The organism is uncultured Aureimonas sp., assembly GCF_913775355.1.
Classification (GTDB): domain Bacteria; phylum Pseudomonadota; class Alphaproteobacteria; order Rhizobiales; family Rhizobiaceae; genus Aureimonas.
This window is the reverse complement of the sequence record NZ_CAJYIU010000086.1, coordinates 1-12,725: the sequence shown is the minus strand read 5'-3', so window position 1 is coordinate 12,725 and position 12,725 is coordinate 1. Positions and strand designations below refer to the sequence as shown.

Annotated in this window: 12 protein-coding genes; 8 read left to right on the top strand and 4 right to left on the bottom strand. The window is 70.5% G+C overall.

Translation table 11 applies throughout. The annotated features are described in order from the left end of the window. Positions 1 to 272 (top strand): SDR family oxidoreductase (locus QZ753_RS06060; protein WP_294641900.1); only part of this gene is annotated, 272 nt, incomplete at its 5' end. Between the two features lie 123 nt (positions 273 to 395). After that, the gene (locus QZ753_RS06055) at positions 396 to 1,460 is read left to right on the top strand and encodes a dipeptidase (RefSeq protein WP_294641898.1); all 1,065 of its coding nucleotides are present in this window, start codon (positions 396 to 398) and stop codon (positions 1,458 to 1,460) included. Positions 1,461 to 1,466: 6 nt separating this feature from the next. Here the strand turns inward: QZ753_RS06055 and QZ753_RS06050 are convergent, their stop codons facing one another. Then, positions 1,467 to 1,862: a rhodanese-like domain-containing protein gene (locus QZ753_RS06050; protein WP_294641905.1), complete on the bottom strand. Its 396-nt coding sequence runs from the start codon at positions 1,860 to 1,862 to the stop codon at positions 1,467 to 1,469. Between the two features lie 66 nt (positions 1,863 to 1,928). Here QZ753_RS06050 and ftrA point away from each other — a divergent pair, with 66 nt between their 5' ends. Then, positions 1,929 to 2,972 (top strand): transcriptional regulator FtrA, encoded by a 1,044-nt coding sequence (gene ftrA / locus QZ753_RS06045; protein ID WP_294641895.1) that lies wholly within the window; start codon positions 1,929 to 1,931, stop codon positions 2,970 to 2,972. 25 nt (positions 2,973 to 2,997) lie between these two features. After that, positions 2,998 to 3,438, top strand: coding sequence for a DUF1810 domain-containing protein (locus QZ753_RS06040; protein ID WP_294641893.1), 441 nt, complete (start codon positions 2,998 to 3,000; stop codon positions 3,436 to 3,438). A 6-nt stretch (positions 3,439 to 3,444) separates the two neighbouring features. On the opposite strand, the gene betA is transcribed toward QZ753_RS06040, so the two are convergent. Continuing rightward, complete coding sequence (betA, locus tag QZ753_RS06035; RefSeq protein ID WP_294641892.1) at positions 3,445 to 5,115, bottom strand: choline dehydrogenase; 1,671 nt, start codon at positions 5,113 to 5,115, stop codon at positions 3,445 to 3,447. Positions 5,116 to 5,131: 16 nt separating this feature from the next. After that, positions 5,132 to 7,243, bottom strand: a complete 2,112-nt coding sequence (gene betB / locus QZ753_RS06030) for a betaine-aldehyde dehydrogenase (protein ID WP_294641890.1) — start codon at positions 7,241 to 7,243, stop codon at positions 5,132 to 5,134. Positions 7,244 to 7,652: 409 nt separating this feature from the next. On the opposite strand from betB, the gene QZ753_RS06025 reads away from it, so the two are divergent. The 3 genes from QZ753_RS06025 to choV all read left to right on the top strand — a co-directional run bounded on the left by QZ753_RS06025 (position 7,653) and on the right by choV (position 10,697). After that, positions 7,653 to 8,552 carry a choline ABC transporter substrate-binding protein gene (locus tag QZ753_RS06025; RefSeq protein ID WP_294641902.1) on the top strand — a complete coding sequence of 300 codons (900 nt, stop codon included), beginning with the start codon at positions 7,653 to 7,655 and terminating at the stop codon, positions 8,550 to 8,552. A gap of 91 nt (positions 8,553 to 8,643) precedes the next feature. Then, positions 8,644 to 9,504 (top strand): choline ABC transporter permease subunit, encoded by an 861-nt coding sequence (gene choW, locus QZ753_RS06020; protein WP_294641888.1) that lies wholly within the window; start codon positions 8,644 to 8,646, stop codon positions 9,502 to 9,504. Beyond that, positions 9,501 to 10,697, top strand: a complete 1,197-nt coding sequence (gene choV / locus QZ753_RS06015; protein ID WP_294641886.1) for a choline ABC transporter ATP-binding protein — start codon at positions 9,501 to 9,503, stop codon at positions 10,695 to 10,697. The genes choW and choV overlap by 4 nt, the downstream gene beginning before the upstream one ends. Positions 10,698 to 10,712: 15 nt before the next feature. On the opposite strand, the gene QZ753_RS06010 is transcribed toward choV, so the two are convergent. Then, a complete protein-coding gene (locus QZ753_RS06010; protein WP_294641884.1) occupies positions 10,713 to 10,952 on the bottom strand; it encodes a hypothetical protein in 240 nt (79 codons plus the stop codon). Between the two features lie 208 nt (positions 10,953 to 11,160). Here QZ753_RS06010 and QZ753_RS06005 point away from each other — a divergent pair, with 208 nt between their 5' ends. After that, a complete protein-coding gene (locus tag QZ753_RS06005; RefSeq protein ID WP_294641883.1) occupies positions 11,161 to 12,333 on the top strand; it encodes an acetyl-CoA acetyltransferase in 1,173 nt (390 codons plus the stop codon). Positions 12,334 to 12,725 lie beyond the last annotated feature (392 nt).

Below are 12,725 nucleotides of genomic sequence, written 5' to 3'. Positions count from 1 at the left end.
TGCTGAACCTCACCAAGGGCATGTGCACCGACTGGGCCCGCCACGGGCTGCAGGTCAACGCGATCGGCCCCGGCTATTTCGAGACGCCGCTGAACCAGGCGCTGGTGGACGATCCGAAGTTCACCGAATGGCTGACGATGCGCACGCCGACCGGGCGCTGGGGCAAGGTCGAGGAGCTGCAGGGCGCCTGCATCTTCCTCGCGTCCGACGCCTCGGCCTTCGTCAACGGCCAGATCGTCTACGTCGACGGCGGGGTGCTGGCGACGCTCTAGCGCTGTCCGGCCCGTCCGGCTCCCCGTGCGCAGGAGCCCGTGCGGTGATACGAGGAGGGCGACGGCGGCCGGGGCGGGGCGATCTCCCGCCTGGGCCGCATCCGCTTCTCGAGGACTGCCGCCTTGCCAGACATCACCCGCATTCCCGTCTTCGACGGTCACAACGACACGCTGCTCCGGCTGATGGAGGACGCGAGCGGCGAGGCCGAGCGGCGCTTCTTCGAAGGCGGCGCCGGCGGCCACATCGACATGGCGCTGGCGGCCGAGGGCGGTCTCGCCGGCGGATTGTTTGCCGTGTTCCCGCCCTCGCATATGGACGCCTCGCTGTCGGACGCGATGCGCGTGCCCCCTTACGCGCTGCCCTTTCCCGAGACGCCGAGCCTTGCCGACGCGCGCGAGACGACGCTGCGGATGATCGCGATCCTCCTGCGTCTCGAGCGCACGTCCGGCGGGCGCTTCACCGTCTGCCGGACGGCCGGCGAGATCGAGGCGGCCATGGGGCGCGGCAGCTTCGCCGCCGTCCTCCACATCGAGGGCGCCGAGGCGATCGATGCGGATCTCGACATGCTCGACGTGCTCCATGCCGCCGGCCTGCGCTCGGTCGGCCCCCTGTGGAGCCGGCCGAACGTCTTCGGCGACGGCGTGCCGATGCGCTTCCCTTCTTCGCCCGACACCGGGCCGGGCCTGTCGGACGCCGGCCGGCGGCTGGTCAAGCGCTGCAACGCGCTGCGCATCCTCGTCGACTGCTCCCATCTCAACGAGAAGGGCTTCGACGACGTGGCCGCCCTCTCGGACGCGCCGCTGGTCGCCACCCATTGCAACGCCCATGCGGTGACGCCGCACAGCCGCAACCTCACCGACCGGCAGCTCGGCGTCATCCGCGAAACGGGCGGGCTGGTCGGTCTCAACTTCGCGACCGCCTTCCTCGGCGACGGCGGCATGGACGAGACGATTGGCCTCGACCCGATGCTGCGCCATCTCGACCATCTCCTGCGGCATCTCGGCGAGGAGGGCGTCGCGCTCGGCTCCGACTTCGACGGGGCGACGATCCCGAGTGCGGTCGGCTCGGCCGCCGGCCTGCCCCGTCTTCTCGAGGCGATGGCGGCGGCGGGCTACGGGCGCGAGCTCGTCGAACGCATCGCGTGGCGCAACTGGCTGTCGGTGCTGCGGCGGACCTGGGGCGCCTGAGCGCCCCTACGCGCCGGTCGCGAGGGCGAAGCCCTCGTCGAGCCAGCCGGTGATGCCGCCCGCCATGATCTTCACCGGGCGGCCGAGTTCGGCGAGCCGCAGCGCCCCGCGCGCCGCCCCGTTGCAATGGGGGCCGGCGCAGTAGGTGATGAACAGCGTCTCCGGCGGATAGGCCTCCAGCCGGGAGCGGACGATCTTGCCGTGCGGCAGGTGGATCGCGCCCGGCACGTGCCCGGCCTCGAATTGGGCGGGCCCGCGCACGTCGAGAAGCACGAAGTCGGGCCCGCGCGACAGGGCGTCGTGGACGTCCCAGCAGTCGGTCTCGAAGCGGAAGGCGGCAGCGAAGTGCTCGCGCGCGAGCGCGCTCGGGGCGGCGGGAACGATGGTGACGGCGGACGGCACGAGAACCTCCTTCAGGTGGGATGCCGCCATATCGCCGCGTGCCGCGCTCTCTTGCTATTGGCAGAGATGACAGAGTACGGGCAGATCATGCCAGAGACTGCCGGTCCCCTCGTCGTCGCCCTCCTCTACGACGGCCTCTGCACCTTCGAGTTCGGCATCGTCGCCGAGGTCTTCGGCCTGCCGCGTCCCGAGATGGGCGAGGGCTGGTATCGCTTCGCGAGCGCGGCGGTGGAGGCGGGGCCGCTGCGCGCCCATGGCGGCTTCGCGCTCCAGGCGGATCACGGGATCGAGCTCGTGGACGCCGCCGACATCGTCGTCGTGCCGGGCTGGAAGGGGGCGGGCGTCGCGGTGCCGGGTGCGCTCGCCGAGCGGCTGCAGGCGGCGCACGAGCGGGGCGCGATTCTCGTCTCGATCTGTTCGGGCGCCTTCGTGCTCGCCGCCACCGGCCTTCTCGATGGCGGGACGGCGACCACCCACTGGCGCTACGCGGAAGCCTTGCGCGCGCTCCATCCGCGCGTCGCGGTGGACGACGCCTCGCTCTACCGCTCGCACGGGCGCATCCATACCTCGGCGGGAAGCGCGGCAGGCATCGACCTTCTGATCGCGATCGTGCGCGAGGATTTCGGCGATGCCGCCGCCAACTCGGTGGCGCGCCGGCTGGTGATGCCGGCCCATCGCGGCGGCGGGCAGGCGCAGTTCCTCGAGCGACCCGTCCCGGCGCCGCGCGCGGGCGCCGTCGCGCCGCTTCTGGACGCGGTGCGCGCCGATCTCGCCGGGCCCTGGACGGTCGAGCGCATGGCCGACGCCTGCCGCATGAGCCTTCGCACCTTCGCGCGGCGCTTCCGGGAAGCCGTCGGCACATCGCCGGGCGAATGGCTGGCGGGCGAGCGGGTGGAAGCGGCCAAGCATCTCCTCGTCGCGCGGCGGCACAGCCTGGAGGAGATCGCGGGCGCCACCGGCTTCGGCTCGGCCGACACGATGCGCCACCATTTCGCCCGGCGCGTCGGGATCAGCCCGAAGGCCTATCAGGCGCAGTTCGGCACCGGTTCTTTGCCGGCGTCGCGAAAGGACCGGGGCGGCAGGGAGCCGCCGCCGCGCCCATCGCGTTGAACCGGACAATGCCGGGAGACGCGACATGGACGACCCTCACGACCTCCAGCGGTTCCTGGATGCGCAGGCGCCCGTGATCGAAACGGTCGAGGACGAGTTGCGCGACGGGCGGAAACGCAGCCACTGGATGTGGTTCGTGTTTCCGCAAGTTGCGGGGCTCGGCCGCAGCCCGACCGCCCGGCATTTTGCCATTCGATCGCTCGCCGAGGCGGAGGCGTTCCTCGCCCATCCGGTTCTCGGGCCCCGCCTCCGGCACTCGGCGGACCTAGCGAACCGGCACCGCGGCCGCTCGGCCCTAAGCGTCTTCGGTTCGCCCGACGACATGAAGTTTCAGTCCAGCATGACACTGTTCGCGCGCGCGTCGGGCGGCGAGGCGGTCTTCACCGAGGCGCTGGCTGGGTTCTTCAGAGGCCGCGAGGACCCGGCGACCATCGCCATACTCGACGGCCGGGCCGGCCCCGGCTGAGGTCCGTCAGAGCGCGGCCTGCGCCGGCATCGGCAGGTAGGCGACGCGCTCGTAGGGCACGTCGGCGCGCGGCAGCGCCGCGCGCTCGCGGATGATGTCGGAGGCTTTTTCCGCGATCATGATCGTCGGCGCGTTGAGGTTGCCGGTGGTGATCGAGGGCATGATGGAGCTGTCGACGACGCGCAGGCGCTCGGTGCCGATCACCCGCGTCTCGGGGTCCACCACCGCCAGCGGATCGTCGCCCGCGCCCATCCGGCAGGTGCAGGACGGGTGGTAGGCGCTCTCGACATGCTCGGTGACGAAGCGGTCGATCTCCTCGTCGCTCTGCACTGCCTCGCCCGGCTGGATCTCGCGCCCGCGATAGCGGTCGAACGAGGGCTGGGCGAAGATCTCGCGCGTCAGGCGCACGCAGGCGCGCATCTCCGCCCAGTCGTCGGGATGGCTCATGTAGTTGAAGAGGATGCGGGGCGGGGCCGCGGGATCGGCGGAGGCGAGGCGCACGTGCCCGCGCGACTTCGAGCGCATCGGCCCGACATGCGCTTGGAACCCGTGCTCGGAGGCGAGGCCCCGGCCGTCGTAGGTCACGGCGAGCGGCAGGAAGTGGTACTGGATGTCGGCATGCTCGACGTCGGGGCGCGAGCGGATGAAGCCGCAGCTCTCGAAATGGTTGGTCGCGCCGAGGCCGCGCTTGGTGAAGAGCCAGCGCGCGCCGATCGAGCCCTTGGCAAAGGGCGACATGGCGGAGAACAGCGTGATCGGCTCGCGGCAGGCGACCTGGAAGTAGAATTCGAGGTGGTCCTGCAGATTCTCGCCGACGCCGCGCCGGTCGGCGACGACCGCGATGCCGTGGCTCGCGAGCTCGGCGCCGGGTCCGACGCCGGAGAGCTTCAGGAGCTTCGGGGTGTTGATCGACCCGGCGGCGAGGATGACCTCGCGGCGCGCGAGCGCCTGACGCGCCGCGCCGCCGACACGGAAGGCGACGCCGGACGCCGCGCGCCCGTCGAAGAGGACGCGCTCGACGAGGGCGTGGGTGACGACCTTGAGGTTCGCCCGCCCGAGCGCGGGCTTGAGATACGCGTTGGCGGTGGACCAGCGGCGGCCGTTGTGGACGGTCATGTCCATCCGGCCGAAACCCTCCTGCGTCGCGCCGTTGATGTCCTCGTTCATCGCATGGCCGGCTTCGCCCGCCGCCCTGACGAACGCGTCGTAGAGCGGGTTGGAGAGCGTGCCATAGGTCGTGTGGAGCGCACCCTCGCCGCCGCGATAGGGATCGCCGCCCGCCCGCCGGTTCTCGGCGCGGCGGAAGTAGGGAAGGACGTCGGGATAGCCCCAACCGGCCGCGCCCTGGTTCTCCCAGCGGTCGAAATCGGCCGGCGCGCCGCGCACGTAGACCATGCCGTTGATCGAGGACGAGCCGCCGAGCACCTTGCCGCGCGGGCAATTCATCCGGCGGCCGTTGAGGTGGGGCTCCGGCTCGGACTCGTAGCCCCAGTTGTACTTCTTCATGTTCATGGGGATCGACAGCGCACTCGGCATCTGGATCAGCACCGAACGGTCGGACCCGCCGAACTCGAGGACGAGGACGGTGCTTTTCCCATCCTCGGTCAGCCGGTTGGCGAGGACGCAGCCGGCCGAGCCGGCGCCGACGATCACGTAGTCGAAGTGTTCGATCTCCATCGCTTGCCGCTCCAGATCAGTAGGGCGCGTCGACGCGGCCGAGATTGACGTAGACGCTCTTCGCCTGCGTATGGGCGAGGAGCGCGGCGCGCCCGTTCTCGCGACCGAGGCCCGATTCCTTGGCGCCGCCGAAGGGCAGTTCGATCGGCGTGATGTTGTAGGTGTTGATCCAGGTGGTGCCGGCCTCGAGCCGGGCGACGACGCGGTGGGCGCGCGCGAGGTCGCGCGTGAAGACGCCGGCAGCCAGCCCGAAGCGCGTGTCGTTGGCGCGTGCCACCACCTCGTCCTCGCCCCGGAACGACAGGACGGTCATCACCGGGCCGAAGATTTCCTCCCGCACGATCGTCATGTCGTCGCGGCATCCGTCGAAGATCGTCGGCTCGACGAAGTAGCCCCGGCCGAGCGCGCCGGCCGTCACCCGGCTGCCGCCGCACAGGAGCTTCGCGCCGCCGCGCCGCCCCTCCTCGATATAGGAGAGGACCTTGTTCATGTGCGTCTGCGAGATCAGCGTGCCGACCTGCGTCGCGGGATCGGCGGGATCGCCGACCACCATGGCGCGGGTGCGCGAGGCGAGCTTCTCGAGGAAGGCCTCGCGCACGTCCTCGTGCACGAAGACGCGCGTGCCGTTGGAGCAGACCTCGCCGGCGGAATAGAAGTTGGCGAGCATCGCCCCGCCCACCGCGTCGTCGAGATCGGCATCGGGGAAGACGATCAGCGGCGACTTGCCGCCGAGTTCCAGCGTCACCTGCTTCAGGGTGGTGGCGGCGTCCGCCATCACCTTCTTGCCGGTGCCGACCTCGCCGGTCAGCGAGATCTTGGCGATGCCGGGGTGGCGCGACAGGAGACGCCCGGTACGCCCGTCGCCCTGCAGGACGTTGAAGACGCCGGCAGGCACGCCGCACTCGGTCATCACCTCGGCGAGCTTCAGGGCGGTGAGCGGCGTCAGCTCGGCCGGCTTGAAGATGAAGGCGTTGCCGGCGGCGAGCGCCGGGGCGGCCTTCCAGCAGGCAATCTGCAGCGGATAGTTCCAGGCGCCGATGCCGGCGACGACCCCCAGCGGCTCGCGCCGGACATAGCCGAAGGCGGCGGGCCCGAGATCGACGTGCTCGCCCGCGATGCCGGCGGCGAGCCCCGCGAAATACTCGATGCAGTCGGCGCCCGACAGGACGTCGACGGCGATCGTCTCCTGGATCGGCTTGCCGGTGTCGCGGGTTTCGAGAAGCGCCAGCTCCTCGTTGCGCTCGCGAAGCCGGGTGGCGACGCGGTTGAGGATGCGGCCGCGCTCGGCTCCGGTCATCGCGCCCCAGGTGCGCTGCGCCTCGCGGGCGGCCCTGACCGTCGCCTCGACCTCGGCCTCGCCGGCCATCGCGATCTCGGCGATCGTCTCGCCGGTCGCGGGATTGAGGGTGGCGAAGGTCTCGGTGCCCTCGCGCCAGGGAAGGTAGGCGCCGGCGACATGGCTCGTCAGCACCGGGGCGCCGGCTGCGCGCGGCGGCGCCTTCGCCCGCTCGCCGGTGCTGAGCGGCCGCGCCTCGGCGATCTGCGCGTCGGTGAAGCTCGTCGCGATGGCGCGCGCCAGCGTGCTGTCGGCCTCGCCGGCGTCCGACAAGGAGGAGCGCAGCCACAGGCCGTCGATCACGGCGGCGATCGCCACCGCGACGCGCGCGGCGTCGTCCGCCGCCACAAGCCCCTTCAGGTCGTGGCGGAGGTTGGAGAGCATGCGCTGCTGGTAGACGCGCTGCACGCGCTTCAGCCGCGCGGAATGGAGGACCTGGCCCCAGAAGGCGAGCCACACGGACCCCGTGCGCCCGTCGAACTCTTCCGGCGCGAGGTTGGCGTCGATCACGCTCTGGATGCGCTCGCGCGGCGTCTCCGCGCGCTTCAGCCGCCAGCGCGTGCCCTCCGAGACGCGCGAGGCGAGGTGACGAAGCGTCGCCTCGAGAAGCCCGTCCTTGTCGCCGAAGTAATGCGAGACGAGCGAGGGCGCGACGCCCGCCCGGCCCGCGATCTCCGACAGGCTCGCGGCGGCGAAGCCGACATCGGCCAGCGCCTCGATCGTCGCCTCGATCAGCTGCCGGCGCCGCTGGTCCTCGGAGCCGAAGCGGGGGGCGATGGAAAGGCGGGTCATGCGGGGGTCTCCGGCGCAAGCATCGGGCGGCAGGATTGATCATTCATTCAATCGAACGAAAAGCGGTGGAATGCAATCCCCCGGCATCGGCTGCGCGATCCCCGTTCAATGCTGTCGAGGCGTCCGCCTGTGTCCAGTCGACCGGCGAGGAAGGTCAGGAAAAGGGCATATTGCCTCCTGTTTCGACAGAAACCGGTCCCGCGTGAAAAGAATTGAACGGACGTTCAACTGGCGCTTGACAGCTGCGGGAAGCCCGTTCTCAATCCCCATCACGGTTCGATGGATGGAATGGTCCGCAGGTCTGTCCATCTGCTATCAACGGTGCCGGGGCATGGGCCCGTCACATCAGGAGAAGACCCCTATGGCGTCATCGCGTTCCCTCGTTCTGACCGGGCTGACGGCTCTTCTCATGGGGGCGACGGCGGCCCACGCCGCCGACCCGGCCTCGTGCCGTGCGGTGCGCTTTGCCGATGTCGGCTGGACCGACATCACCGCGACCACCGCCGCCGCGTCCGCGGTCCTCGAGGGGCTCGGCTACCAGCCCCGCACCGACGTCCTCGCCCTGCCGGTCACCTTCGCCTCGCTGAAGAACCGCGACATCGACGTCTTCCTCGGCAACTGGATGCCGACGATGGAGGCCGACCTCGCGCCCTACCGCGCGGAAGGCTCGATCGAGATCATCCGCGCCAACCTCGAGGGCGCGAAATACACGCTCGCGGTGCCGACCTACCTCTTCGATGCGGGGCTGAAATCCTTCGGCGACATCGCCAAGTTTCGCGACCAGCTGGACGGCAAGCTCTACGGCATCGAGCCCGGCAACGACGGCAACCGCCTGATCCAGGGCATGATCGACAAGGACCAGTTCGGCCTGAAGGGCTTCGAGCTGGTGGAATCGTCCGAGCAGGGCATGCTGGCCCAGGTCGCGCGCGAGACGCGCGCCAAGAAGCCGATCGTCTTCCTCGGATGGGAGCCGCATCCGATGAACGCCAACTTCCAGCTGTCCTACCTTTCGGGCGGCGACGAGGTGTTCGGGCCGAACTACGGCGGGGCGACGATCTACACCCTGACCCGCAAGGGCCTGTCGACCGACTGCCCGAACCTCGGCAAGCTGTTTGCCAACCTCGTCTTCTCGCTGCCGATGGAGAACGAGATCATGGGCGCGATCCTCGACGGCGGCGAGGCGCCGGAAAAGGCGGCGAAGGCTTGGCTCGCCGCCCATCCCGATGCCTGGAAGCCGTGGCTGGCGGGCGTCACCACCTTCGACGGGCAGCCCGCCGAGGCGGCGCTCGCGCAGGCGTTCGGCGGCTGAGCGGCCGGATCGTCTCCGACGGCGGCGTGCCGGGCCACGAGCCCGGCGCCCGGCTCCCGTCCCCTCCTTCTCGCGCGAACCCCGAGGCCGCATGACGCAATGGCTCGTCGACCACAAGATTCCGCTCGGGGCCTGGCTGCGCGCCTTCGTCGACGCGCTCACCACCAACGCGCAAGGGCTGTTCGACGCGATCTCGGTCAGCCTCGAATTCCTGATCGGCGGGCTCACCACCGGCCTTGAGGCGATCCCGCCGCTCCTCTTCATCACGCTGGTCGCGGTCGGCGCCTACGTCCTGCACCGGTCGCTCGCGCTCGTCGCCTTCGCCGTCCTCTCGCTGCTTCTCATCATCAACCTCGGCTACTGGGCCGAGATGATCCAGACGCTGTCGCTCGTCTTCTGCGCGACGCTGGCCTGCGTCCTCATCGGCGTGCCGATCGGCATCGCGGCGGCGCACCGCCCCTGGCTCTACCAGGCGCTGCGCCCGCTCCTCGACCTGATGCAGACGATCCCGACCTTCGTCTACCTCATCCCGACGCTGGTGCTGTTCGGCCTCGGCGTCGTGCCGGGCCTGATCTCGACCGTGATCTTCGCGATCCCCGCGCCGATCCGCCTGACGCATCTCGGCTTCACCACCGTGCCGGGACCCCTGCGCGAGGCGGCGAGCGCCTTCGGGGCGACCAAGCGCCAGCTCCTCTTCAAGGTCGAGCTGCCCTATGCGCTGCCGACCATCATGGCCGGCATCACCCAATGCATCATGCTGAGCCTCTCGATGGTGGTGATCGCCGCGCTCGTCGGCGCCGACGGTCTCGGCAAGCCGGTGGTGCGCGCCCTCAACACGGTCAACATCGCCATGGGCTTCGAGGCAGGGCTCTGCATCGTGATCCTCGCGATCCTCCTCGACCGCATCTGCAAGGCGCCCGCGCGCCGCGCCGCCAAGGGAGCACGGGCATGAGCGACACGCTTCCCGCGATCGAGTTCCGCGACGTCGACATCGTCTTCGGCGACCGCGGCGGCCAGGCCATCGCCATGCTCGACCGGGGCGCGACGCGCGACGAGATCCTGAAGGCGACGGGCGCCGTCCTCGGCGCGGCCGGCGTCAACCTGACGATCCAGCCGGGCGAGATCTGCGTCCTCATGGGTCTGTCGGGTTCCGGCAAGTCGACGATCCTGCGCGCCGTCAACCGCCTCAACACCATGTCGCGCGGGCGCACGATCGTCAGCCATCGCGGCCGGCCGGTGGATGTCGGGACCTGCGACGAGGCGACCCTGCGCGACCTTCGCACGCATACCGTCTCCATGGTGTTCCAGCAGTTCGCGCTCCTGCCCTGGCGCACGGTGCGCGAGAACGCCGGGCTCGGGCTGGAACTGCAGGGCATGTCCGCCGCGGAGCGCCGGCGCATCGTGGACGAAAAGCTCGCCATGGTCGGGCTCACGCAGTGGGCCGACAAGTATGCGCACGAGCTGTCGGGCGGCATGCAGCAGCGCGTCGGCCTCGCGCGCGCCTTCGCGACCGACGCCGACATCCTCCTGATGGACGAGCCCTTCTCGGCGCTCGACCCCCTGATCCGCACCAAGCTGCAGGACGAGCTCTTGGAACTCCAGACGTCGATCCGCAAGACGATCCTCTTCGTCAGCCACGATCTCGACGAGGCGATGAAGCTCGGCAACCGCATCGCCATCATGCAGGACGCGCGCATCGTGCAGCAGGGCAGCGCGGAGGACATCCTCCTGTCGCCCGCGACGCCCTATGTCGCCGAATTCGTGCGGCACATGAACCCGCTCAACGTCCTGCGCGGCTCGGCGCTGATGCGCCCGGCCGGCACGCTGCGGCGCGACGGCGACGCGGTGCTTCTCGACCGCGACGGCGCGATCCGGCTCGAACTCGACGCCGCCGACCGGCCGGCCGGGGTGCGAATCGGGGCGGGCGCCGGCACGCTCGGCCATGCCGACGCGCTGGAGGGCCGCGTCGACCGCCCGTGCGACGTGATCGTGGCGCCGGCCGACCTCAAGCTGCGGGCCGCGATCGCGCTGAAGCGCCAGACCAACCACCCGATCCTCCTCGTCGACGAACTCGGGCGCCTAGCGGGCCTCTGCGGCGACGAGGAGATCTATCGCGGCCTCCTCCAGCGCTCCGAACCGGCCTGAGCCGGGCGGCCGCGGTCAATCGAGGCTGGCGCGGCCCTCGACGATATCGAGGCGCGCCGCCTCGTGCCGGTCGCGCAGTTCCTTGAAGCGCGGCACGGGGTTCATGTCCTCGCCCGATTCGTTGCGCCGGGTGAGCGCCCAGAACTCCTCGCTCTCCTCAGCGTTCAGCCCGACGAAGACCTCGTGTCCGTCGTCGCCGATCGTCAGGGCGCGCATGCCGCGCAGGAATTCGCGCTCGTCGTCCGAAATGTCCATTGCTGTCTCCCGTGTCGTCGACGGGTAAAGACGCTGGCGCGCGAAACGTTCGCGCGGCCGGGCCGGACCCCGATGATTTTTCCACCGCCGCCGGGATGCGAGGGGCGGCGGCGCGCGGCGTTTTCCCGCTGGCGGCGGCCCCGATCGGGGGTAAGCTTCCCCGATCGCGCGGGCGGCCTCGCCCGCCGGCACGGGAGGAGAGCGCATCATGATCGAACCGCAGATCGTCGGCTGGGCCCATTCGCAGTTCGGCAAGCGGGACGACGCCCGCGACACGCGCGACCTCATGGCCGAGGTCGCCCTGCCGGCGCTGGCTCATGCCGGCCTCCAGCCGGAGGACGTCGACGCCCTGTTCGTCGGCGTCTTCAACAACGGCTTCTCAGGCCAGGACTTCCAGGCCGCGCTCGTCGGCATGGGCGCCGGGGCGCTGGCCCGCACGCCCGCCATGCGCACCGAGAACGCCTGCGCCACCGGCTCGGCGGCCCTTTATTCCGCGATGGACTTCGTCGCGTCCGGCCGCGGCCGCATCGCGCTCGTCGTCGGCGCCGAGAAGATGACCGGCGTCCCGACGCCGCGCGCCGGCGACATTCTCCTCTCCGCCTCGTTCCGCGAGGAGGAGGCCGACGTCGAGGGCGGCTTCGCCGGCCTCTTCGGGCGGATCGCCAAGAGCTATTTCCAGCGCTACGGCGACCGGTCCGAAGAGCTTGCGATGATCGCGGCCAAGAACCACGCCAACGGGGTCCTCAACCCCTATGCCCATATGCGGAAGGACGTCTCGGTCGAGTTCTGCAATACGGTGTCGGACAAGAATCCGTATGTCGCGGCGCCCTTGCGGCGCACCGATTGCTCGCTGATCTCGGACGGGGCGGCGGCGCTCGTCATCGCCCATCCCGAGGTCGCCGCCGATCTCCCGCGCGCCGTCGCCTTCCGTGCGCGCGCCCACACCAACGACATCCTCGCCATGTCGCGCCGCGACCCGACGGCGTTCGACGGGCCGCGGCGGGCCTGGGCGCAGGCGCTGGAGGCGTCCGGTCTTTCGCTGGACGACCTCGACCTCGTCGAGACCCACGACTGCTTCACCATCGCCGAACTGATCGAATACGAGGCGATGGGGCTGGCCGAGCCGGGGCAGGGCTGGCGCGTCGTGCGCGAGGGAACCACGAGCAAGGACGGTCGCCTGCCCGTCAACCCGTCCGGCGGCCTCAAGTCGAAGGGCCATCCGATCGGCGCGACAGGGGTCTCGATGCACGCGATGGCCGCCATGCAGCTTTGCGGCGAGGCGGGCGGGATGCAGATCGAGGGCGCTGCCCACGCCGGGGTCTTCAACATGGGCGGGGCGGCGGTCGCAAGCTACGTCTCGATCCTCGAGCGCGTTCGCTGACGGCGGAGCCCGCGGCGCATCATCGCCGGTCGGGCCGTCGCGGAAGGCGGCCGGTTGCGGCGGGCCGACATTGGACCGTGGGGCGTGCGCGTCGACCGCTTCCCGCCCTTTCGCCCGTTGCTTCGAAGGCGTCGGTTCCGATTCATCTGGCGTTCATGTGGAGGGGCGTAGACGTTAACCCGCCTTTACGAGAAGCGCCTGCTGGCTCCCGTCCCTTCGCGAGCAGGTGCCTATGGCTGGGCGCCCGACCGGGCGTCCAGCTATCTTTCCGGACGCCGGATCGGGGGCGCGCAACTCACGCAAACCACCCAACCGGAAGCCGGTGCGGCTCCCGGTTGGGCTTGGCTGCGCCCGTCAGGTTGCCCTTCCGCAGCGCTGCATCTTCGCACGGC